At 38.4% G+C, this 24,999-nt stretch carries 21 protein-coding genes; all 21 read right to left on the reverse strand.

Annotated elements, in window-relative coordinates; all coding sequences use genetic code 11:
• Positions 1–28: 28 nt before the first annotated feature.
• Positions 29–1,918 (reverse strand): DNA mismatch repair endonuclease MutL, encoded by a 1,890-nt coding sequence (gene mutL, locus D1953_RS07195; protein WP_119116485.1) that lies wholly within the window; start codon positions 1,916–1,918, stop codon positions 29–31.
• 21 nt (positions 1,919–1,939) lie between these two features.
• Complete coding sequence (mutS, locus tag D1953_RS07200; protein ID WP_119116674.1) at positions 1,940–4,540, reverse strand: DNA mismatch repair protein MutS; 2,601 nt, start codon at positions 4,538–4,540, stop codon at positions 1,940–1,942.
• 207 nt (positions 4,541–4,747) lie between these two features.
• Positions 4,748–5,284, reverse strand: a complete 537-nt coding sequence (gene cotE, locus D1953_RS07205) for an outer spore coat protein CotE (RefSeq protein WP_119116486.1) — start codon at positions 5,282–5,284, stop codon at positions 4,748–4,750.
• 344 nt (positions 5,285–5,628) lie between these two features.
• Positions 5,629–6,057 (reverse strand): YlbF/YmcA family competence regulator, encoded by a 429-nt coding sequence (locus D1953_RS07210; protein ID WP_119116487.1) that lies wholly within the window; start codon positions 6,055–6,057, stop codon positions 5,629–5,631.
• Position 6,058: 1 nt separating this feature from the next.
• Complete coding sequence (gene miaB / locus D1953_RS07215) at positions 6,059–7,603, reverse strand: tRNA (N6-isopentenyl adenosine(37)-C2)-methylthiotransferase MiaB (protein ID WP_119116488.1); 1,545 nt, start codon at positions 7,601–7,603, stop codon at positions 6,059–6,061.
• A gap of 248 nt (positions 7,604–7,851) precedes the next feature.
• A complete protein-coding gene (locus D1953_RS21190) occupies positions 7,852–8,229 on the reverse strand; it encodes a hypothetical protein (RefSeq protein WP_182480537.1) in 378 nt (125 codons plus the stop codon).
• Between the two features lie 215 nt (positions 8,230–8,444).
• Positions 8,445–9,311 carry a 2-oxoacid:ferredoxin oxidoreductase subunit beta gene (locus D1953_RS07225; protein WP_119116490.1) on the reverse strand — a complete coding sequence of 289 codons (867 nt, stop codon included), beginning with the start codon at positions 9,309–9,311 and terminating at the stop codon, positions 8,445–8,447.
• A 1-nt stretch (position 9,312) separates the two neighbouring features.
• Complete coding sequence (locus tag D1953_RS07230) at positions 9,313–11,049, reverse strand: 2-oxoacid:acceptor oxidoreductase subunit alpha (protein ID WP_119116491.1); 1,737 nt, start codon at positions 11,047–11,049, stop codon at positions 9,313–9,315.
• Between the two features lie 252 nt (positions 11,050–11,301).
• A complete protein-coding gene (locus tag D1953_RS07235; protein WP_119116492.1) occupies positions 11,302–12,222 on the reverse strand; it encodes a dipeptidase in 921 nt (306 codons plus the stop codon).
• A 121-nt stretch (positions 12,223–12,343) separates the two neighbouring features.
• Positions 12,344–12,604 (reverse strand): stage V sporulation protein SpoVS, encoded by a 261-nt coding sequence (gene spoVS, locus D1953_RS07240; RefSeq protein ID WP_119116493.1) that lies wholly within the window; start codon positions 12,602–12,604, stop codon positions 12,344–12,346.
• Positions 12,605–12,768: 164 nt separating this feature from the next.
• A complete protein-coding gene (locus tag D1953_RS07245) occupies positions 12,769–13,566 on the reverse strand; it encodes a TIGR00282 family metallophosphoesterase (RefSeq protein WP_119116494.1) in 798 nt (265 codons plus the stop codon).
• 101 nt (positions 13,567–13,667) lie between these two features.
• Positions 13,668–15,227: a ribonuclease Y gene (gene rny / locus D1953_RS07250; RefSeq protein WP_119116495.1), complete on the reverse strand. Its 1,560-nt coding sequence runs from the start codon at positions 15,225–15,227 to the stop codon at positions 13,668–13,670.
• Between the two features lie 294 nt (positions 15,228–15,521).
• Positions 15,522–16,565, reverse strand: a complete 1,044-nt coding sequence (recA, locus tag D1953_RS07255; protein ID WP_119116496.1) for a recombinase RecA — start codon at positions 16,563–16,565, stop codon at positions 15,522–15,524.
• A 329-nt stretch (positions 16,566–16,894) separates the two neighbouring features.
• Complete coding sequence (locus D1953_RS07260; protein WP_119116497.1) at positions 16,895–18,136, reverse strand: competence/damage-inducible protein A; 1,242 nt, start codon at positions 18,134–18,136, stop codon at positions 16,895–16,897.
• A gap of 24 nt (positions 18,137–18,160) precedes the next feature.
• On the reverse strand, positions 18,161–18,745 hold the full coding sequence (gene pgsA / locus D1953_RS07265) for a CDP-diacylglycerol--glycerol-3-phosphate 3-phosphatidyltransferase (protein ID WP_119116498.1): 585 nt from the start codon (positions 18,743–18,745) through the stop codon (positions 18,161–18,163).
• A 53-nt stretch (positions 18,746–18,798) separates the two neighbouring features.
• Positions 18,799–19,701, reverse strand: a complete 903-nt coding sequence (locus D1953_RS07270) for a helix-turn-helix domain-containing protein (RefSeq protein WP_119116499.1) — start codon at positions 19,699–19,701, stop codon at positions 18,799–18,801.
• Between the two features lie 17 nt (positions 19,702–19,718).
• On the reverse strand, positions 19,719–20,510 hold the full coding sequence (locus tag D1953_RS07275) for a DUF3388 domain-containing protein (RefSeq protein WP_119116500.1): 792 nt from the start codon (positions 20,508–20,510) through the stop codon (positions 19,719–19,721).
• A gap of 588 nt (positions 20,511–21,098) precedes the next feature.
• Positions 21,099–21,359 carry a DUF3243 domain-containing protein gene (locus tag D1953_RS07280; RefSeq protein WP_119116501.1) on the reverse strand — a complete coding sequence of 87 codons (261 nt, stop codon included), beginning with the start codon at positions 21,357–21,359 and terminating at the stop codon, positions 21,099–21,101.
• 81 nt (positions 21,360–21,440) lie between these two features.
• Positions 21,441–22,166 carry an elongation factor P 5-aminopentanone reductase gene (gene ymfI / locus D1953_RS07285; RefSeq protein ID WP_119116502.1) on the reverse strand — a complete coding sequence of 242 codons (726 nt, stop codon included), beginning with the start codon at positions 22,164–22,166 and terminating at the stop codon, positions 21,441–21,443.
• Positions 22,167–22,294: 128 nt separating this feature from the next.
• On the reverse strand, positions 22,295–23,581 hold the full coding sequence (gene yfmH / locus D1953_RS07290) for an EF-P 5-aminopentanol modification-associated protein YfmH (protein ID WP_119116503.1): 1,287 nt from the start codon (positions 23,579–23,581) through the stop codon (positions 22,295–22,297).
• On the reverse strand, positions 23,581–24,861 hold the full coding sequence (gene yfmF, locus D1953_RS07295; RefSeq protein WP_119116504.1) for an EF-P 5-aminopentanol modification-associated protein YfmF: 1,281 nt from the start codon (positions 24,859–24,861) through the stop codon (positions 23,581–23,583). The genes yfmH and yfmF overlap by 1 nt, the downstream gene beginning before the upstream one ends.
• Between the last annotated feature and the right edge of the window lie 138 nt (positions 24,862–24,999).

A 24,999-nucleotide genomic window follows, 5' to 3' on the forward strand; every position in this document is an offset into this window, starting at 1 on the left:
AATCAATTTAAACCTGCCACAAAGCCCGTCACATCACCCTTTTAAACATCTTCTCCATGTCGTATGACGAGTAGTGAATAATAATTGGACGACCATGTGGGCATGTAAACGGGTCGGTCGTATGCCGTAATTCATCTAATAAAGCTTGAATCTCATCATTGCGCAAATGGCGGTTCGCTTTAATCGATGCCTTACAGCTCATTAAGATAGCCGCTTCTTCACGTAATTTTTTAATATCGACTTTTTTCATATGAAGCAATTGCTCAATCATTTCTTCCAAAATTTCTTGTTCAATACCTTTAGGGAACCATTGCGGATGGGACCGAACAATAAAGGCATTATGACCGAATTCTTCAAGAAAGACACCGACTTTTTCAAGTTCATCTTTATATTCATTAATTCGTATATATTCGTCTGTTGAGAATTCTAGTGTAATTGGAACGAGCATCTCTTGCAATTCTTTTTCAACGCGGCCAACTTTTTCTTTAAAATATTCATATTTAATCCGCTCTTGAGCGGCATGCTGGTCAATAATATATAACCCTTTATCGTTTTGCGCAAAAATATACGTACCATGCATTTGCCCGATTGGATACATCGGTGGTACGCGCGGTTGCTCCGATTGAACATAGGCCGGCTCTTCCCCTGTTTCAATCAAAATCTCCTCGATAGATTCTGACATGTCCAATGTACTTTCGTGAACTTCTTGAGGCTCGGTGCGCTCAAATGCAGGTACAAAAGTTTGGATTGGTTCGAAATTCATGTTCATACTCGGAGCTTCTTTTTTCGCTAATAAATCTTTTATAAGCGCCGGTTCTGGCTTTGCTTCCATTACAGGCGGCTTAGTCTCTACTACATGATCCAAATCAAGGACAGTTTGTTCACTTTTTGGCTGCTGTTTCACCTGTGGTGCAAAGCCGCTTGGAATAAGCGATAAACTTGTAAAAGCTGCTTTAATGGTCTCTGAAACAACCGTAAATAATTCCTGTTCTTTACTTAAGCGAACTTCCATTTTCGACGGATGAACATTCACGTCGACTAAAATCGGATCCATCTCAATCGACAACAGCGCAATTGGGAACCGGCCAATTGGAAGCAACGTATGATACCCTTCTAAAATAGCCTTTACTAAACCATAGTTTTTGATAAAACGCCCATTAATCATCGTCGAAATATAATTTCTTGAAGCGCGCGTAATCTCTGGTAAAGCGATGTAGCCTGTCACTTTATAATCAAGTGTCTTTGCTTCAATCGGAATCATCTTTTTAGCGATATTCATTCCATAAATGGCAGCCAGCACTTGACGTACATCACCATTCCCGTTTGTATGCAGAATTTTTTTCTCGTTATGTGACAAACGAATTGACACCTCAGGATGCGCCAGGGCCAAACGGTTCACAACATCGGTAATATTCCCAAGCTCCGTGTGGACCGTTTTCATATATTTTAGGCGAGCCGGTGTGTTGAAAAAAAGATCTGAAACGGTAATATCCGTTCCTTTGCGACTAGAGGCCGCTTCAAGTTGCTTCACTACGCCACCTTCTAAGACAATTTTTGTCCCTGCCCCATCGCCGGTGCTTGTTTTCAACGTAAATTGCGAAACAGAGGCGATACTTGGCATAGCCTCACCACGAAAACCGAGTGTGCGAATTCGAAATAAATCATTTTCATCTTTAATTTTACTTGTAGCATGTCTCTTAAACGCATTTTCTACATCTTCAGAAAGAATTCCATCTCCATTATCAATCAAGCGAATCGATTCAAGCCCGGCCTCTTTTACTTCAATTTCGACAATGGTGCTGTTTGCATCAATAGCATTTTCAAGCAATTCCTTGACAACCGAGGCTGGGCGTTCCACAACTTCTCCGGCTGCAATTTTATTCGAAAGTGCCTCGTCAAGCTGAACGATTTTCCCCATACATTTCGCCTCGTTTCTTTTTTACTTTAATTTCTTTTGCAATTTATATAAAACATTCAACGCCTCAAGTGGTGTCATGTCAAGAATCTCAAGTTGTTGTAACTGTTCCAGTACTTTCTTTTCTTTTGTAGAAGGCTCTTTTTTCTCCAGCTGTGCCGTTTCTTCTCCAAAAAAAGAAAGTTGAGCGATATCAGCCTCCATCACAACGGATGGTGCTTCTTTTACAACGGCGGTTTGACTTCCTTCGCTTTCGAGTTGCGACAAAATCTCGGAAGCACGGTCAATGAGCGGCTGTGGCAGATCCGCCAGCTTCGCCACATGAATTCCGTAACTTTTGTCCGCTGCGCCTTCCTTAATTTTATGCAAAAAGACTACATTTCCATTTTGTTCAATCGCACTTACATGAATATTTTGTAGTCGTGGCAGTTCTTCTGCTAATACTGTTAATTCATGATAGTGAGTCGAGAATAACGTCTTTGCTCCGATTTTCTCATGAATATATTCAATAATTGCTTGGGCAAGCGCCATCCCATCATACGTAGATGTTCCACGCCCAATTTCATCGAATAAAATTAAACTATTTTCGGTTGCATTCATAATAGCGTTCCGCGCTTCTAACATTTCGACCATAAACGTACTTTGTCCAGAAATTAAATCATCTGCCGCGCCAATTCGAGTAAACACTTTATCAAAAATCGGAAGCACTGCCTCACTTGCCGATACAAAACAGCCGATTTGCGCCAATATCGCAGTTAAAGCTACTTGTCGCATATACGTGCTTTTCCCCGACATATTCGGTCCTGTAATGAGGAGAAGCTCTCGTTCACCATTCATATAACAATCATTCGGCACGTATTCTTGAGCTTGTAATACTTTTTCCACAACAGGGTGACGTCCTTCTTTCAACTGGATTGTACGGTCATTTGAAAAAACAGGCTTCACATAATGACGTTCTTCACTGATTGTCGCAAAGCATTGAAGCACATCTAACTCACTTACCGCTTTGGCTAACGCTTGTAAGCGAGGAATATACTCCTTCACTTGTTCACGAATGTGTAAGAACAGTTCATATTCAAGTCCAATAATTTTTTCCTCTGCTTGCAGAATTAATGCTTCTTTTTCCTTCAACTCTGGCGTAATAAAGCGTTCAGCATTTGTCAACGTCTGCTTCCGCTCATAGCGACCTTCCTCAAGCAAGTGCAAGTTCGCACGCGTTACTTCAATATAATACCCAAACACACGATTATAGCCAATTTTTAATGATTTAATGCCTGTCCGTTCTCGTTCCTCACGCTCTAAATTCGCAATCCACGTTTTCCCGTTGCGACTAGCATCGCGATACATATCAAGCTCCGCATTATAGCTATCTTGAATAATATTACCTTCTTTGATTGACAGCGGTGGATTTTCAACAATCGACATTTCTAGTAAATCAGTCACTTCCTCGCATGGATCGAGTCGTTCAGCTAGTGTTGAAATTTCAGGAGAATCTCCCAATGAACGAACAATTTCACGAATGATAGGCAACTGCTGAAGCGAACGCTTTAATTGCATCAAGTCACGCGCGTTCACATTTCCAAAGGCTACTCGACCAGCTAAACGTTCCAAGTCGTATACTTCTTTAAAGCGTTCACGTAAGTCCTGACGTTCAAAGTATTGATTTTTTAAAGTTTCCACGATATGTTGACGGCGTTCAATTTGCTTTTGATTAATGAGCGGTCGGTCAATCCATTGCTTCAATAAACGTCCGCCCATCGCGGTCTTCGTTTCATCTAATAACCAAAGTAAAGAGCCTTTCTTCCCTGTCGATCGGATCGTTTCCGTTAACTCTAAATTCCGCTTTGAATAATAATCTATTTTCATATACTGCGACGTTTCATAAGCTTGTACAGACTGCAAATGATCGAGGGAACGTTTTTGTGTGCGATATAAGTAATTAAATAGTCTTGTTACAGCCAACTTTTGTTTTTCCTGCTTTAAATCACACAGTAACGATGTAAACTGCTCCGTTTGTTCTGTATAGTCTTCAAGTGAAATTGCCTTTGCACCACGCTCTTGCAGCTTTTTCTTCCAATCTTCCGGAAAATCACTTGCCATCACAACTTCGTTCGCACCAAGAATCGCAAATTCGTTTAGCACTTCATCAAAGCTGCCTTCTATAAGGGTGACCTTATTTTCTCCAGTTGAAAGATCCGTATAGGCAAAGCCAAATGTTCCATCCTCAAAGTCTGTCACCGTCGCAATAAAGTTGTTTTCTTTCTCATTCAAGCCTTTTCCATCCATTTTTGTTCCAGGTGTAATAAGCTGAACAACTTCACGACGAACGACTCCTTTCGCCTGCTTCGGATCCTCCGTTTGCTCACAAATGGCTACTTTATAGCCACGCTCTACTAATATATCAATATAATTAGCCGCAGAATGATGAGGAATTCCGCACATTGGAATGCGATCGGCACTTCCACCATCACGGCTCGTTAACGTAATTTCCAATTCCTGCGACGCTTTAATAGCATCGTCAAAGAACATTTCGTAAAAATCGCCTAATCGAAAAAATAAAAAGGCATCTTGATACTCTGCCTTAATTGTTAAATATTGTTGTACCATCGGCGTATATGCAGCCATTGTTTCAAAACCTTTCCAATCTGTAGTAAAATCGTACATACGTATCACCATTATAACACATCTCCATTTAGATTCAGGCATCTAGAGATATGAAAGGTTTACCGATTTGTATGATTAATGGATATTCCAAATCCCTTCGATTCTCTTACTTTCCAGCCATATAAAATAAACCGGATGAAAAGAATGTCCATCCGGGTAAAAAATATCTTATTCGTCTTCGAACTCATCAAGAAAGTCTGGATCTAAGTCTTCAAAATCATCGTCATCATCGATGTCCCACTCATCCTCACAGCGTCCATTCGGGCTTACAGCGACACAAATCTTTGTTTCACCGATCACTTCCACGAAAAATTCCCGTTCCACGTGAACAATAATTTTTTGTCCACATGGAGAAATGCACGCTTCTAAACAATTCGGCTGTTGAACCGCTGTTGCGACAATGTCTTGGTCATCGTAGCAATCTGGATCGCGGTATTTGATGGAAACAACGTCGGTATAACGTACTTTTTCTGTGACAACTTCTGTTTTCGTATTGTGGTTATGGGAATACCAAACATTAATTTCATAGCTGCCATGAATTTCTACTTTCTTGCCGACTTTTCTTGCTTCATATTTATGATTAATGATCCAACAACCTAGAATGCTAGTAGGATGATGAGCCGGGCTAATGGTGTGAGAGGACTTTGTAAATTTACGTCCCTTTGCCACCACCGCTTTTGTAATAATCTCTCTATATTGTGACATGCTAGCGAACCCTCCTCATACAGTTTCCATTCATCGTATGCGTGGTAAAAGTCTAGTGTGCAAATTAATTTATAACATGGAAAACTGCGTTTATTTTGTAAATCTAGGTTATTTTATGATAGCCGTATGGGATATGTGTCATGAATGGGCGGATGAGAAGTGTTTGAAAAAGCGGAAGCATAATTACAAAAGTGGAGAGATCCTCTCCCTGTTTCAAAGCAGAAACTTGCTTATACGGAGAAAAGTTATCTAGCTACTTGTTATATAACCAATAAAAAAGCGCATAGGTTTTTTATGAAAAACCCATACGCTCTTTTATTTTTGAAGTAAAGATTAATGACTCATTAAGAACAACTTCCACCGCCGGCTTGAACTTGTGAACCTGTTTCACCACGTAAGACATCCCCGTTTGTTGATTCAATAATCAAATCCGTCACTTTATTCGATACTTGGGACGCGACCATTTGCAGTAAATCGTTCACATCAACTTGAGATTGTTTAAATTGTTGGACAATCGGAAGCTCATCCAATTGCTTCTCTAATTCTTCAATTTTCGCTTGCACTTGACTATAAGCTTTTTCTTTTCCATAATGCTGAAAATTCACTGCTTGTTTCTGCAAGCTTTTAATACTTGCAATCATTTCACGAACCTTCTGATTTTCATTAATTTTTACCTCGGCTTGCTTAAAGAAATCCACTTCTTCTGTCTTGGCAATCATCTCTGCTAGTTCAGCTGCTTTTGTTAAAATGTCGTCTTTTGTATATTTCGTCATTTTACTTCACCTCAATTGCTGCTCCTTCTTCAACCAACTCTCCATTTAGTGACCATGTTCTCGTTTCAGTGATTTTCACCTTCACAATTTGGCCGACAATAGATTTCGGTCCTCTGAAGTTCACCAGCTTATTTTTAGTTGTATAACCAGCTAAAACATCAGGGTTATTCTTACTTTCCCCTTCCACAAGCACTTCTACAACCTTGCCTTTATATGCATGCATTTTCTCTGCTGAAAATTCATTCACAACTGCATTTAATCGTTGTAATCGATCCTTCTTCACTTCCATCGGTACATTATCCTTCATTTTTGCAGCCGGAGTACCTTCTCGTGGTGAATAAATGTATGTGTAAGCAGAATCGAAGCCCACTTCACGGTAAAGAGATAACGTTTCTTCAAACTGCTCTTCGGTTTCATTTGGATAACCAACGATTAAATCTGTTGTTAAAGAAGCATTTGGAATTGCTTCTTTAATTTTTCTCACAAGCTCTAAATAGTGCTCACGTGTATATTTACGAGCCATAATTTTTAACACTTCATCGCTGCCTGATTGAACAGGTAAATGAATATGATCCACCAAGTTTCCGCCTTTTGCAAGCACTTCAATTAAATGATCATCAAAATCACGCGGATGACTCGTTGTAAAACGAATACGCGGAATATCAATTTTGCGAATTTCATCCATTAAATCACCGAAGCGATAATCGATATCTGTAAAGTCCTTTCCGTACGCATTGACATTTTGACCAAGAAGTGTAATTTCTTGATATCCTTGCGCTGCTAAATGACGAACTTCTTGAATAATATCCTCAGGGCGACGACTGCGCTCTTTACCGCGAGTATACGGCACGATGCAATACGTACAGAACTTATCACACCCATACATAATATTAACCCATGCCTTAATTTTCCCTTTACGCACTTTTGGAAGATTTTCAATGACGTCTCCTTCTTTAGACCACACTTCAATAACCATTTCTTTTGAAAGGTACGCTTCATTCAGAATTTCTGGAAGACGGTGAATATTGTGTGTACCAAAAATCATATCTACAAAATGATGTTTTTCTAAAATTCTCTTTACAACAGATTCCTCTTGAGACATACAACCACAGACACCGAGTAATAAGTCTGGCTTTTCAAGCTTTAATGCTTTCAAATGTCCAAGTTCACCAAACACCTTATTTTCAGCATTTTCACGAATAGCACATGTATTTAGTAAAATGACATTTGCGTCTTCTACAGAGTTCGTCGCCTCATAGCCTAAAGCCATAAAAATTCCAGCCATGACTTCTGTATCGTGCTCATTCATTTGACAGCCATATGTTCGAATATAGAATTTCTTTCCTTCTCCCATTCCACGGAATTGTTCTGAGATCTTAAAGTCATCATGATACTTCACTTCTTCTTTTCCGCGTCTTTTAGCATCTTTCAAGGAAGGTGGAATGTAAACGGCTTGAAAGTACTTGCTGTAGTCCTTTTCGGATTTTTTGTCCGCTGGTGTTTCAGCCTGTACTTGTTGTGATTCTAATCGTTGTTTCTCGTTCATAGTAATCCCCTTTCATTAAAGTTAGACTCCTCTGACTAACTATATTTCCCTATTTTTAGTTTCATATATTTTCTTGATTTTATCAAGGTTTTTGAACGTATGATGTGTGAGATATACACATTACCCTAGTATAAAGCTTTTATCTATAAGACACAATAGCTCGTACTTTGTATAGACATGTTAGAAAAGAAATCCACAAACTTCCCTAAAGTAGCGCTTCATCGGGCATTTTATCCATTTTATTCATTTTATTCCAAAAATGGCCTGCTTCCCATACATTTTGTCCATCTCTGCATATGATAAGGTGTACAACAAACAAAATACAAAATTTTAAGGGGTTGGCTAATATGTGTTTTAGTAACTTTTTCTGTGGATGTAACAGATTCCGCGGGTGTCACAGTAACAGATTCTGTGGATGCAACAGACAGCGTCACCATGATTGTGACGACCATAGAAGAGGAGATAGAGACAGAAACAGAGATAATGTATTCAGTATGAGAGTTTCCTTCAACGAAGATGATTTTTGTCGTGCTGTACGCCGTTGCATGCGCCGTAACAACGATCGTGATCATAATAGTAACAGAGGACATCGTTGTTGGTAATACACTATTTACACCACCACACAACTATAGTTGCCAAACTCTATACTAATCTTCAACCATAAATAGTTGCCAACAACAAAGGTTCACTCAAGAAATATGAGTGAACCTTTTTTGGTAATATATAGATATAGTTTTTTTCAACTAATCAAACGCAAGCAGCACGGCACCTTAAGTCATAGTCTACCTGCTGAAAAAGACAAGGAATACCTAATCCAAAGAAATTCCAACACTTTTCTTTTTTACATAAATTCTGCTACTAATTTATCAAAATGTGCTTGATCTAATGTTAAATCTGCCTTCGTTAATGGTTCTTCTGCATAACCAGGAACAAGCTCTTGATATGAAGGGCGTGATGTATCTTGATAAATAATTCCGGTTACTAGACTATCATGCTGCATTAACGTTTGCATTGCTAATTCTTTATTAGAAGAATCATAGCCTTCAATTGTATTTAGTTTTGTTAAATGCTCTTTAAACCAATCATACGTGTTGATTTTATTATACGTTACACATGGACTAAATACGTTAATAAATGAAAATCCTTTATGATTCAGACCTGCTTCAATAATCGCTGTTAAATCTTTTAAATCCGTTGAAAAGCTTTGAGCAACAAATGTAGCACCAGCAGATAGCGCTAGTTCCATTGGTGATACAGCTTGTTCAATCGAACCTTCAGGCGTTGATTTTGTTTTAAATCCAGTGGCTGAACGCGGAGAAGTTTGTCCCTTCGTTAAACCATAAATTTGGTTATCCATAACAATGTACGTAATATCAATATTACGACGGATTGCATGAATGGTATGCCCCATTCCGATTGCAAAGCCATCTCCATCTCCGCCTGAAGCAATTACGGTTAAATCACGGTTTGCCATTTTCACTCCTTGAGCAATTGGCAGTGAACGTCCATGAATCCCATGAAATCCATACGATTTAATATAACCGGAAATTCGACCAGAACAACCAATTCCTGAAATAACGGCCAAGTTATCTGGTTCGAGACCAACGTTTGCTGCAGCACGTTGAATCGCTGCTTGAACAGAAAAGTCACCGCATCCTGGACACCAATTCGGTTTTACATTATTTCGAAAGTCTTTAAATGTTGCCATATTAGAACAACTCCTTGCATTGTGTATGAATTTCATGCGGTAGGAATGGATTACCATCATATTTCAAGATACTTGAAATTTTATTTACATGGCCAACATTCATTTTCAAAATATTTGCCAATTGTCCTGTCGCATTATTTTCAATCACGACTACTTTTTTCGCTGTTTGTACTAAAGGAAGCACTTCATCTGTTGGGAATGGATGAATCAGACGAATTTGAGCATGATTCACTTTTATTCCATCCGCTTCTAACCGTTCAATCGCCTCTTCAATAGCTCCACGTGTTGAATTAAAACCAACAATTAACAAATCGCTTTCAGCATGCGGTACATTTTTATAGACTGGTGTGTTAAAGCGGATATTTTCGATTTTTCGCATACGTTTATCCATTTGGGCTTTTCGGTTTAATGGAGATTCAGACGGTTTACCTGTCTCATCATGTTCAACACCTGTTACATGGTGAACTCCATTTTTCATTCCCGGGATAACACGAGGAGAAACACCATCTGCTGTTACTTCATAACGTTTGAAGTATGCATGACCTTCCGTATCAGGAATATCGTAATCTACTAATTTACCACGACGAATTTCCACCTTGCTATAATCAAGCGGTTGTACCGTTTGTTTTCCTAAGGAAAGCTGTAAATCTGATAAAACAATAACCGGACATTGGTATTCCTCTGCTAGATTGAAAGCTTCGGCTGTATCGTAGAATGCTTCTTCTACTGTACTTGGCGCCATTACAATCTTCGGAATCTCACCATGTGTCCCATAAATCATCGCCATTAAATCCGATTGTTCTTGTTTCGTTGGCAGACCTGTAGACGGACCGCCACGTTGTGTATCGACAATAACAATCGGTGTTTCAGTAATACCTGCTAGGCCAATTGCTTCCATTTTCAAAGAAAGACCTGGACCAGCTGATGCTGTAAGTGCACGCACTCCGCCATAGTTTGCCCCAATCGCCATTGTAGCTGCGGCAATTTCATCTTCCGTTTGAATAACAGTACCACCTAATACAGGTAATTTTTTTATTAAATACTCCATAATTTCAGAAGCTGGAGTAATTGGATACGCAGCCATAAAACGGCATCCACCTGCAATTGCTCCAAGCGCAATCGCATCGTTGCCAATCATAAATAAACGCTTTTGGCCATCTGCTTCTTCAAGCTTCATAGCACCAAGTTGTTCACCAAGCTCGTCTTTCATATAGTCATATCCAGCAGCAATCGCGTCCATATTCTTTTTCACAATTTCTTCGCCTTTACGACCAAAAATTTCTTCTACAACTTCACTAAATACAGAAATCTCCATACCGAGAATAGCACATGTTGCACCAATAGCCACCATATTTTTCATTAATGATGTGCCCAAGTCTGTCGCTATCTCTGTAAACGGAACAACGTATAGAGATGCTTCCGTGTCATCTGGCTTCACTGGTTTAAATTTTGCATCGGCAATAATAATACTACCGTCATGCATTTCATGGTAATTGACATCAATCGTTTCTTGGTCAAACGCAACTAGGATATCCAAATCATCCGAGATAGCGCGTGTCTCTTTTGTACTTACACGAATTTTATTATTCGTATGTCCTCCCTTAATCCGGGATGAGAAATGACGGTAACCATACAAGTAGTAACCTAAACGGTTAAGAGCAATACAGAAAATTTCGCCTGTACTTTCAATACCCTCACCTTGCTGCCCGCCAACTTTCCATGAAAGTTGATTGATCATGACTTACACTCCTTTGAATACGTTCAAATAATTACAACCTAACGAAATTTGACTGTAACCCTCAACATTTATCTAATACATTGGGAATCATTTATTATTATAACAGGAAACATGTATTAAACGTTTCAATTCTAGCGTTTTTATCTACTAAATTGCAAATTTTTTGCTTCCATTTGTTTATATTTTCAGAAAATTTAAATAATAATTCGTTATATAAGTCTTGTTTATCCATTCCGCTTCCATAAACGCTAATTAACGTGGATAATGATTCACAAAATTGGTAAATAATAGACCTTTGACAAAATCCGCTGAATACCGTTTCACTAACTCATTACATAAATCATTATATTGTCGATAAGTTGATAATCCTATAACGGTTTCATCGATTCCATCGAAATCAGAACCCAGCCCAATTTGACGCTCTCCCCCTAAGCTCGCAATATAATCAATATGCTGTAAAACATCAGCAATCGTCGCAGAAATCTGACTCGTTAAAAATTGCGGTACAAACGTCACCCCAATGACCGCTTGTTTCTGTAATAAAGCCCGAATTTGATCGTCCTTTAAATTACGCGGATGTGCACATAAATGATATACATTTGAATGAGACGCAATGGGATATGCAGCTCGTTGAATCGTATCCCAAAAAGCTGCTTCTGATAAGTGAGATACATCACACCAAACAGATTGTTCATTCAATAAGACAATAACCTCTTCCCCAAAGCTGGATAAACCTGCCCCTCTCTTCTCTAACACTCCATCCGCCACGAAATTAGCATAATTCCATGTTAAACCAACTGAAGTAACACCTAAACGGAGCAATGTCTTTAACTTTAATATGTCTTGCCCAATGCAATCGCATCCTTCTAACGTAAGCAGTGCACCAATTTCCCCTTCCTTTAAGGAATTAATATCTGCTTTTGAACGCACGAGCTTCATTTCAGGTTCCGCTAAAATTTTTTCATAAAAAATATCAACCATACTAAGAGCAGCGGTAAATCTTCTGTTCGGAGGCACGCTTTCGGGAATATAGATTGCAAAACATTGTACCTTTCCATTCGTTTCGATTAATGCTCGCTTCGTTACATGCAATATATGACTATCGTTAAAAGAAATCTCTGGATTAATAAACATTTTCATTAACACATCACAATGAGCATCAAAAATGGGCAAGCGAACCTCTCCTTTATTTAAACTTATTCATATGATAAGGAATTACATGCTTATCTAGCATAACGGATTCAACAAAAAGAACCTGCTTGCCAGTTGACAAACAGGACATTTGCGTATAAAGCTATCTCGGTTCAATAATTAACTTAATGGCCGTTCTTTCCTCACCATCAATTTGAATATCTGTAAAAGCAGGAATACAAATTAAATCGACTCCACTAGGGGCAACAAACCCTCTTGCAATTGCTACTGCCTTGACGGCTTGGTTTAACGCACCTGCTCCAATTGCTTGAATTTCGGCAGCCCCTCGTTCTCGCAGAACTCCAGCTAGTGCGCCAGCTACAGAATTAGGATTAGATTTTGCTGAAACCTTTAATATTTCCATTCCTAGTCCTCCTCGTTTTCCCTTACCGATTGAAGCATGGTTCAACTGGTATGACTCTTTCCACTGCTACTATATTCAAAGGGATAAACTTGTATGACAAGAAATAAGGAGACAGCTCGTTTACTCTAAAGCCATAGTTCAATAAATGTATGTAACAGAACTTCTTAATGAAAAAACGGATGATCTTCATTAATTAAAATGCGATCAATCTTCTTTGTTTTTCCACTTTTTTCATCAATGTCAATTAAAACAGCACTTAATAAAGTACGCCCTTCTTTCGGTACTTCAAAACGAACAGGTAAGCTCGTTAAAAAACGATGAATGACAGCGCTTCGTTCCATACCAAGAATTCCATCATATGGACCTGTCATCCCTACATCCGATATATAAGCTGTTCCATTTGGCAAAATTCGATTGTCAGCTGTCTGAACATGTGTATGAGTTCCAACAACTGCCGACACTTTTCCATCTAAGTACCAGCCCATTGCTTGTTTTTCACTTGTCGCTTCTCCGTGAAAATCAACGAAAATTATCGGCGTTCTTTTTTGCGCTTCTAAAATAAGCTCTTCCGCTTTTTGAAACGGACAATCTAGCGCTGGCATAAAGGTGCGGGCCTGAAGATTAATGACCGCAACTTCGAGCTCATTTAATTTTAAAAACTTTAAACCTTCTCCTGGCGTACCTTCAGGAAAGTTTGCAGGTCGTACAAGATATTTAGCTTTATCAATGAATTCAAAAATATCACGGTTATCCCATGTGTGGTTGCCCATTGTAACAGCTTGTGCACCCCATTCAAGAAATTCACGGTATATTTTCTCTGTTATCCCACGTCCACCAGCGGCATTTTCACCATTAATAATCGTAATATGTGGACGATGTTTCTCTTTTAACTTTGGTAAGTATTCCTTTATCATATCTCTACCTGGAGAGCCGACAACATCTCCAATAAACAGCAATTTCATACAAAAATCCTTTCTACTTAACGCATCATCATTATCATTTCTTCAGACAATATTGTAACATAGCCGAAAATAAAAACGAAGCGGTTTAAAACCACTTCGTTTTATTTAGCATATTCAACAGCTCTTGTTTCTCGAATAACTGTTACTTTAATATGTCCAGGATAATCGAGTTCTTCTTCAATTCGCTTGCGAATATCACGTGCAAGTCGATGAGCAGCTAAATCATCAATCTGTTCAGGTTTCACAAGAATACGCACTTCGCGTCCAGCTTGAATCGCAAAAGATTTCTCAACACCATCATAGGATTCAGAAATTTCTTCTAATTTCTCCAGACGACGAATATAATTTTCAAGTGTTTCACTGCGAGCACCTGGTCTTGCTGCAGATAAAGCATCTGCTGCAGCCACAAGTACAGCAATAACTGAAGTTGGCTCTGTATCTCCATGATGAGAAGCGATACTATTAATGACGACTGGATGTTCTTTATACTTCGTCCCTAATTCGACACCAATTTCGACATGACTACCTTCTACTTCATGATCAATAGCTTTACCAATATCATGAAGCAATCCAGCACGGCGAGCAAGCACCTCATCTTCCCCTAGCTCTGCGGCAAGTAAACCTGAAAGTTGTGCAACTTCAATCGAATGTTTTAACACGTTTTGTCCATAACTAGTACGGAATTTCAAACGACCTAGAATTTTAATAAGGTCTGGATGGAGCCCGTGAACACCTACTTCAAAAGTAGTTTGTTCACCAATTTCGCGAATGTGTTCATCCACCTCACGTCTTGCTTTATCCACCATTTCCTCAATTCGAGCCGGATGAATTCGCCCATCTTGGACTAATTTTTCTAAAGCTAGGCGAGCTGTTTCTCGTCTAATTGGATCGAACCCTGATAAAATAACAGCCTCTGGGGTATCATCAATAATAAGATCAATTCCAGTTAGCGTTTCAAGTGTTCGGATATTTCGGCCTTCACGTCCGATAATCCGTCCCTTCATTTCATCATTTGGAAGAGTAACAACAGACACCGTTGTTTCAGCAACATGGTCAGCTGCACAACGTTGGATGGCTAAAGATAAAATATCTTTCGCTTTCTTGTCTGCTTCTTCTTTAGCTCGGGTTTCACTTTCTTTAACCATAAGCGCAATATCGTGAGCGAGCTCCTGCTCCATACGATCAATAATAATCGTTCTTGCTTCGTCACGAGTTAAGCTTGAAATACGTTCAATCTCTGTTTGCTGCTTACGAACCATCTCGTCCACTTTGCTTTCCATCTCTTCAATATGCTGTTGTCTTTGGTTAAGAGAATCTTCTTTCTTCTCTAAAAGAACTTCACGTTTATCTAACGCTTCGTCTTTGCGATCTAAATTCTCTTCTTTTTGCAATAATCGATTTTCTTGTTTTTGTAATTCGTTTCTTCTTTCACGTACTTCACGATCAGAATCCGTACGAATTTTATGAATTTCATCTTTTGCTTCCAATAAGGCTTCTTTCTTCAGAGCCTCCGCTTCTCGTTTTGCATCCTCTACAATCTGTTCAGCAGAGCCCCTTGCCCCTGCTATTTTGTTGTCAAACTTTGACTTATGAACAAAATAGCCAACAACTGCACCGACGACTAGGCCAAGCAAAGTGAAGATGATTGTCATGGGTTCCATCATTTCACCTCCCCTTGCTACGAACTTTTTTCCTAATAAAGTTGAACTGTCGGCAAATACATTGTACATACGTTCAATATACAGCGCTTAATTTTCAAAATTTTAGTTTGAAAAAATGTAAAATATACATATTAATTGTATAGTTGTGGATTTTTATTGTCAAGTGCCGTACCGTTATGCGAACGGATTATTCTTTAAAAATCCACTAAATAAAACATTCATACACCTATACCTTATAGATTAACTAAAACAGACCTTAGCCCAAGGACTAAGATCTGTTTTTCGGTTCATTGATTAATCAAGTTCAGGTAGCAACTCCTCATCGTCTGCTCCTTCTGGCAGTACATGTTCTCCATCTAAATTGTAATGATCGCGAATTTTCTGAGCGATTTCTTTTGCAACATCTTTATTTTCTTTTAAGAAAAGCTTCGCATTTTCACGGCCTTGTCCAAGACGCTCATCATTATAAGAGTACCATGAGCCACTTTTTTGCACGATATCCAAGTCAGAACCCATATCAATAATTTCACCTTCACGTGAAATCCCTTCTCCATACATAATGTCAACTTCCGCTTGACGGAATGGGGGAGCTACTTTATTTTTCACAACTTTTACTTTTGTTTTATTTCCGACTACGTCATTTCCTTGTTTTAATTGCTCAGCACGACGTACTTCAAGACGAACAGTTGAATAAAACTTAAGCGCACGGCCTCCTGGAGTTGTTTCAGGGTTTCCGAACATAATACCGACCTTTTCACGGATTTGGTTAATAAAGATAGCAATCGTATTCGATTTATTAATCGCCCCAGATAATTTTCTAAGCGCTTGCGACATAAGACGCGCTTGAAGACCTACGTGAGAGTCACCCATTTCTCCTTCGATTTCTGCTTTTGGCACCAATGCAGCAACCGAATCAATAACAATAATATCGACTGCACCACTTCGTACTAATGCTTCAGCGATTTCAAGTCCTTGCTCCCCTGTATCTGGTTGAGATAGCAGCAATTCATCAATATTTACACCCAGCTTCTGTGAATAGTCTGGATCAAGCGCATGTTCGGCATCAATAAACGCAGCTGTGCCTCCATTAGCTTGTACCTCTGCAATAGCATGAAGAGCCACTGTTGTTTTACCTGAACTTTCTGGTCCATAAATTTCAATAATTCTTCCACGTGGATACCCGCCTACTCCAAGGGCTACATCCAAAGCAAGAGAACCACTTGAAATAGTAGAAATCTTCCGGTCTGTTTGTTCTCCCATTTTCATAATAGAACCTTTTCCGAATTGCTTTTCAATCTGCTTTAACGCCATTTCTAATGCGGCTTGACGATCACTCATTGTATTGCCTCCTTATATATTCAAATTAATCAATCTATGATTATTATTATTCTAAACGGTAACATAAAGCGGTATGGAACTTGTCTCAAAACCTATCTCTACTATATACTGTTTTCGATCATTTGCCAAGTAAAAAGACGAACATTTATTCGTTTTTTCACTTGGCCATTTTTCCAATAAAAACATAAAACCCATCTCGTAAGTCTCTATTTAAAGCATAAATACATGTAAAAATCAAATTTCATCTAAAAAGAATGTTCAAAAAAGGTTCACATATTGAACCTTGACCTGCATAGAAAAACAGAGCTTCAAAAGAAGCCCTGTTTCAACTACATTTGCTGTATATCTCTTAATAAATAATGACAGCCATATTTGACAGTCCGAATCCTATTTTGTGCCCTACTTCCAGAAAGGTTTAAAGATTGAACATGAGAACGACCATCTCGATACGAGATACCAATGAAAACTGTACCGGCTGGTTTACCCTCCTGTTCCTCTGGCCCTGCTACACCAGTAAAGCTGATTCCGACATCACTCTCCAGCTCCGTACGTATATTAGCTGCCATTTCAAGGGCACATTGTTCGCTAACAACACCATAGGTTGCAATCGTCTCTTCACTTACATGAAGCATTTTTGCTTTTACTGCCGTTGCATAGCTAACAACGCCGCCTTTAAATATTGCGCTAACACCAGGGATGGTCGTTAATTGTTCTTGAAACATCCCACCTGTTAAGCTTTCGGCAACAGCAATGGTCATATCACGCTTTGTTAGCTCTTTTACTAATTCTTGAATAAGCGAGGTTTGATTACTGCCATAATAAAATTGACCAACACGGCGGAGAATTTCAGCTTCTACTTGTGAAATAAGAGCTTCGCATTTTTCCTTTGATTCATCTTTAGCAGTAATCCGTAATGTTACTTCACCGTCGGCCGCTAACGGGGCAATCGTTGGATTTGTTTGATTCTCTAGCAAGTCCTCAATTTCTGTTTCTAATAACGCTTCTCCTATGCCGTAAAAGCGAAGAACCTTTGATTCAATTCGCTCCTTACTTTGAAGTCTATTTTGTAATTGTTGAGAGCCGTAGCTTAAAAACATCGGTTCCATCTCTTTTGGAGGGCCAGGTAATAACATGTATGTAATGCCTGCTTGAGTTAACACCATTCCTGGCGCCATTCCATGATCATTTCTTAAGACATGACAGCCTTCCAAAACAAGGGCTTGCTTTTTATTATTTTCTGTCATTATCCGACCCTTTTTACTAAAATAATCTTCAATAGAACGAAGAGCTTCCTCATCAAACACGAGCTGTTTCCCTAAATGACGAGCAATTGTTTCTTTCGTTAAATCATCTTTCGTTGGACCAAGGCCACCTGTAAATACAATTAAATCAGCACGTGACTCAGCTAATTCAATAGCTTGCTGCAAGCGACGATCATTATCGCCAACGACCGTATGATAAAAAACATTAATCCCCATTTCAGCAAACTGCTGCGATAAAAAACGACCATTTGTATTCACAATTTGCCCTAGTAATAGCTCGGAACCAACAGCAATAATTTCTGCATCCATTCCAATACCCTCTCCCTACTCTTATTACTTAGAGTTTACAAATACATCTTTATTTTTAGCAAAATAATCATAACCTGACCAAATTGTGAAGATTAAAGCAATCCATAGCGCAATATTAGCAAACGGAAGAGATATCATAGCGAAAGGCAAATTATGAAGTAATAATGCAGAAATAGCCACAATCTGTGCCCACGTTTTAATTTTCCCAAGCTGATTAGCTGCTACAACTTCACCTGTTCCTGCCAATACGAGACGCAATCCAGTGACCGCAAATTCGCGACTAATAATAACGATGGCAATCCAAGCCTGACCATACATTAAATTTAAATCAACTAACACAATTAAAGCAGCCGAAACTAATAGCTTATCCGCAAGTGGATCCAAAAACTTCCCTAAATTGGTAACCATATTATATTTCCGTGCATAGTACCCATCAATCCAATCTGTTGTCGAAGCAATAATAAACAATAACGCTCCAACAAAATGGGTAACAGGCAAAGAATAATCTCCTAATGAGAGATCTCCCCAAGAAAAAGGGACAAGCATAATAATTAAAAAAATAGGAATTAAAAAAATACGAGATAGTGTAATCTTATTAGGTAAATTCAATGTTAAACCTCCAAAATATGCGCTTTCCTAAAGTTGTTCTTTTATAGTGCTCGTTATTGAGTAGAGGACGAATCAGCTTTCGTAAATTGAATCGTAATCTTTTGACTGAGCACTTCTGTTGGAGAAATAGCATATTCCAGTTTCTCGTTATTCACATAAATTTCAACATCTTGTGCTCTTCCTAAGTTCAGGATAATAACAGACTCATCCTTCACATCTAATTCTTTCTCTTCATCTACTTTCAGTGTTCCTTGATATAAATAACTTCCATTACCGTTTGTTATACCGACCCAAGGTTCACCTGAGGAAACAAGCTTAACCGTAAATTCTTCTGTATTCTTTAATTCATATGTGCTATTTTTACCGCTAGAGTTAATAACCTTTAATTCTTGCTCTACTTCCTCTGCTATAGGCTCATCTTTCTCTTCTTCATTCAGTTTTGCAGCTTCTTTATTCGTATCTGTCTCTTTTGGTTCTTTTTCTTTAGAGAATTCTTCACTTTCATTAAAACCAACGTTTTCCGATTGCTTAGTATCCTCAGCTTGTTCATTTTTGGAATCGCTCATAGCATTAGACACCCATACATAAATAAGTACAGCGACTCCAATCACTACTACACCGCCCAAAATCTTTGGAAGCATGTCTATGATTTTAGACTGGCTTGCTGAAACTGTTTTTCGTGTTTGAACTCTCGAAAGCTCAGGTAATTCCTCTTGATGTGTAACGGGAACGTTACTTTTATATTGTTCAAAAATTTCTTCTGAATCTAAGCCGACCGCTTCACAATATTGTTTAATAAAAGCGCGCACGTAGAACTTGCCGGGCATCATTTCATAATTGCCTTCTTCTATTCCAACGAGATAGCGCTTTTGAATCTTCGTTATTTCTTGCAAATCATCTAAGCTAAGCCCTTTAGCTTCTCTCGCTTCCTTCAATCTATTACCTAGTTCTGTCAACTAAAACACCTTCCATTTTAAAAATCAAAACCGCCAAATTCCGATGTCGAAAAATGGTCGTTTTGGTCAACTACATCATATTTAATTTCTTCTTCAGGATTATTTCGCAATTCAATAATGTAGTCAAAATCTTCGAGCGTATACTCTGTATTTTGGACAAAAACATCTGGATGCTCAATTACTTTAACCGCATCTAATCTCATAATTTCACGTACGAGCTGCCAATGACGTTCATTTGCTCGGCGAGTAGATACAATTCCATCTAAAATAAATAAATTGTCATTGTGGTATTCATCTTCAATTAATTGACTCCGAATGGTTTGTTTTAAAAGCGTCGATGACACAAATAACCACCGTTTATTGGCACACACACTCGCAGCCACAATGGATTCAGTTTTCCCTACACGCGGCATCCCTCGAATTCCTATCAGTTTATGACCTTCTTTTTTAAATAATTCTGCCATAAAATCGACAAGCAACCCTAACTCATCACGCACAAAGCGAAAGGTGTTCTTCTCATCTGCATCACGTTGAATATATCTTCCATGCCGTACAGCGAGCCGATCACGCAATTTAGGTTCTCTTAACTTAATCAACTTTATCGTATCCATCGTTTGGAGGATTGATTCAAACCTCTCTATATTTCTGCGCTCCTTCGCTACGAGTAACATACCACGTTTGCCTTCATCAACGCCATTTATTGTAATGATGTTAATCGAAAGCATACCTAATAACGACGAAATATCTCCTAATAACCCTGGGCGGTTTTTTTGGATTTCGTATTCAAAGTACCATTCAGTTGTTTCCACGATACACTGCTACTAAAAGATTAGATAAACTCTCTTCGCGTACTTAAGCTGAGACATTGCTAAGCAGATTTCCTCCTGAATGTTCGCAAGAGTTATTCATCCGTACTCCTATAGCAGGCTTCACCTCGCTTTTTGCTTTTTATTTTTATGGATATGGTATTTGCCGCTGTTGATGTTAACTAATAAAACTCTTTTAACAAATTTATTTGTATCAAAGGTTTCAGTACACTTTTGAATAATCATTGTTGTCTTGTTAAAAAAAGCTATGTTAATGAATAGTGTTGTTTCACACACCCAAAATCAACAACATTATTTAACAGAACGTAAAAAATATTTAATCTTTACCTTTCTTTTTCCCCACTTATATACGCACTTCTATTTATTTAAAACTTTTTCGAATGAACACCATCCTCTTTGTATACCTTCTATGATATAGCATTTCAATAGAAGTTGAAAGGGAAAACCTTGCAAAAGTCAACCTATTTTCTGAATCCAACTCCCCTTCATTGAAGCATGCACTTTTTATTTAGCACACGTTTATAAAAATAGAAAAACCCTGCTACATAAACAGGGTTTTTACTATATGTTTTATTTTGATGTACCGTTGTTTTCAACGAGTTTAACCATTACACTTGCAATGGCATGTCTTTCTTCTTCACTAGCTACAGACCAAAGATCTGATAACACTCGTTCTTGCTCATTTTTTGGATCTACTTGCGTTGCTAAGTAGTCACCAATTTCATAAGCTAAATTCGAAATTGCACTTTGTTCTAAACCTTGACTTTGTCCTTGATGTAATCGGTCTCCTAAGAAATTTTTCCATTGATCCCAATTATCTAAAACAGACATTGAAAGTCACCCTCCTTCGTAATAGTACAATGATATTTTGCAGCAAAGACGAAGGGTTTATACATCATTTACGAAAAATTATTAGGTGTACCAACCACCATTCACTCCAAGAACTTGACCGGTAATATAAGCCGCTTTATCCGACAGCAGAAACGCTACGGCTTCAGCAATTTCTTCTGGGTTCCCCATCCGCCCCATGGGAATATCCCCTTTAATTAATTCAAGATCTTCGGCACTAAAAGATTGCAACATGGCTGTTGAAACCGCACCAGGAGCTACCGCATTAACGCGAATATCATTTAATGCAACCTCTTTACTAAGCGCCTTAATAAACGCATTTTGCCCGCCTTTTAGCATCGAATATAACACTTCACAGGAAGCCCCTGTTTGTCCCCAAATCGACGTCACTGCAACAACTGCAGCTTTTTCTTGATACATGAGTTTTGGCAATAATTCTTTCGTTAATTGAAACGGACTGGTCACATGCAATTGAACCATCTCACTAACCACTTGCTCGTCCATATCAGAAATCAGTCCATAATAGCTATTTCCACTATTTAATACAATAGCATGAAGAGCAAAAATATTTCGAACAAGCTGCTTATAGCCTTCCTTTGTTGAGAGATCTGCTTGAATCGGAATTACTTCGATATCAAATGGTTGAAGCTGTCTCATCAAGTTTTGAATCGCTTCTTCATTTGCATTGTAATGTAAATAAAGTGAATAGTTCTCCTCGGCGAGTTTTAAAGCAATTTGACTGCCAATTCCGCCGCTCGCTCCCGTAATAAGGGCAAAGCGTTTCTCCACAACTTGCGCCCCCTTTTTATTTCTTTTTACATCAATTCCTCTTTTTAGCTTGGTCGATTAGGAGCTCATTTCAAGCCTAAAGTTTCGCACAAAATGAGCCCTAATCAATGAATTACTAACCTAACTTTTTATTTAGGAACGACTTGACATACCGTAATTCGATCATCTGTCACTAATTCATTAGCGATATGTTTAATATCTGTGAAAGTTAGCTGCTCTAATTCACTTACAACATCAAACAAATTCATGTCATTAAACGCATATCTTGTAAATTGGTTGGCAATATACTCCGGAGAATTCAATGAGCGCAGAAAAGAGCCGATTTTTTTCTTAACCGTTCGCTGCAAGCTCTCCTCTGTTAACCCTGTTCCTGTCTTCGATTGCTGTAAGATATGAAGCAGTTGCTCAGCTAATTCGTCCGGCTTCTCACTATCACCGCCAATTAAAGCAAAGCCAAAGCCTTGTTCTTGTGTATAATCATATGAAAAACTTTGATCGATATACCCTTTTGTGTACAAATTTTCATGAAGGGGTGAACTTTTCCCAAATAACATTTCTAAATAAATATTCGTTGCGAGCTCTCGCTTCAAAAGTTCCTTCCCGCTTTGCTGTACATTTGCAGCTTTAATGCCAAGCATCACTTTTGGTGTTTGTACATTCATGCTCAAACGTTCCATCTTCTTAGCAACGGAATCCGGCTCCAGCTCAAACTTTCGTTCAATTTCTGCTCCAGCCTCGTACTTCTTACTGTTCTGATTTTGACGAATTTGCTCCATAATCGATTCCACTTCAACAGGACCAATAATAAACAATAACATATTGCTTGGATGATAAAAAGTATGATAACACTCATATAACATATCTTTATCAATCTTCGCAATCGATTCAACCGTACCAGCAATATCAATTTTAACCGGATGGTTATGGTACATATTTGCAATGGTACCGAAATATAGTCGCCAATCTGGATTATCATCATACATATTAATTTCTTGACCGATAATTCCTTTTTCTTTTTCAACCGTTTTCTCAGAAAAATAGGGATCTTGAACAAAATCAATCAAGGTCGTTAAATTCGGTTGAAATTCATCTGTGCTTGAGAAAAGATAAGCGGTTCTAGTAAAAGAGGTAAACGCATTGGCTGAAGCCCCTTGCTTACTAAATTGTTGAAAAACATCTCCATCTTCCTTCTCAAATAGCTTGTGCTCTAAAAAATGAGCAATGCCATCAGGCACTTGAATAAATTCCTGTTTCTGTAAAGATTTAAAATGGTTATCAACTGAGCCATACTTTGTCGTAAACGTCGCAAACGATTTATTAAACCCCTGTTTCGGTAAAATATACACATCTAAGCCATTCGTTAATTTTTCGTAATACAACTCTTCTTGTAACTGCTCAAAAAGAATCTTCTCCATCAGCGTTGCACCTCCGTTCCCGTTAAGAAATAAATCGTATCTAACTTCATCTGATTAGCAACTTTAATAACTTCCTCTTTTGTAACTTGTTCCGTCTTTCCTAGCCATTCATCGAGAGAAATAGACTGATTCGCCAGCACATTATGATATAAAAGCTCGACCAAACCTCGTGCAACATCCACCGTTTCTAATACTTGGTTTTTCACAACTGCCTTCGTTTGCGATAGTTCGTCTTCTGTAAAATCCCCTTGCTTCATCGCCTCGAACTGTTCTTTAATAATGCCAACAGCCTGCTTATAGTTCTCATTTTCAATTCCTGACATGACCATTAATAAGCCTTTATGACTTTCTACCCTAGACGCTGCATAATAAGCGAGACTGGCCTTTTCACGCACATTGATAAATAATTTGGAGTGAGAAAAACCGCCAAAAAGACCGTTAAATAGCTGCAAAGCAAAATACTGAGGGTCTCCATATAAAATATTCGTCCGATAACCGATATTCAATTTTCCTTGCTTTACATCGATTTTTTCAATTACTTCCTTTTCCTCCTCAATCGAAGCATTGGCCTGCCTCGGCAACACAACTGGTTTACGGTCAGAAAGCGAGATATACTGACTCGCTAATCTATCTACTTCGTCTTCTGAAAGATCACCTATTACATATAAGTCAATTTCATCTTCATTCAGCGCTTTTTGATAATAATCGTAAAGAGACATTGGCGTAATTTGCTCCAATTCTTCCAAACGGCCATTTGCTTCTAGCGCATAAGGTTCATTGGCACACATTTCTTCGACAAGACGCTTCGACGAGTAGCGCATTTTATCATCAAAAATGGATTGAATTCGTTGCTTTAATGCTCGTTTTTCATTTGTTACAGTTGCTGAATCAAAAGCCCTCTCTTCAACTTTTGGATGAAAAAGAACTTCAGACAAAAGCGAAAAAGCCTTCTCTAAAAGCGGCGTAGTATCACTTAAAAATTTCTCATTTACGATATCAATGCTGAAACTAATAATGTGGTATTCTCCTTTTTTTGTCACATCCACATAAAGTCCAGCTCCGTACAAATCATCTAAATAAGACCGAAGCTCAGTTGTTGTCGGATATTTACTTGTATTACTTTGTAAAACATGCGGAAATAGCGCCCGATATGTCACTGTTTCTTTCGTTAGTGGCGCTTTCATTTTGAATACCAGTGTATTCGTTTTATATTTAGTAGTACGAACAATATGGAGCTTGTAACCGCTTTTGTGCTTGATTGTTTCAGAAGCAATCGCCATGATCATCCTCCTTAATATGTATAAAAACCGATATACTTATTGTTTGTATGTTATAAGCCTTTTAAACATTTACTTCTACATTAAAATATACATGCGAAAAGAAAAATCATGCAAGTTCCAACTACTTTTTTAAGGCTT

Origin of the sequence: Peribacillus asahii (assembly GCF_003570725.1) — a bacterium.
In the GTDB taxonomy this organism is placed as follows: domain Bacteria; phylum Bacillota; class Bacilli; order Bacillales; family DSM-1321; genus Peribacillus; species Peribacillus asahii.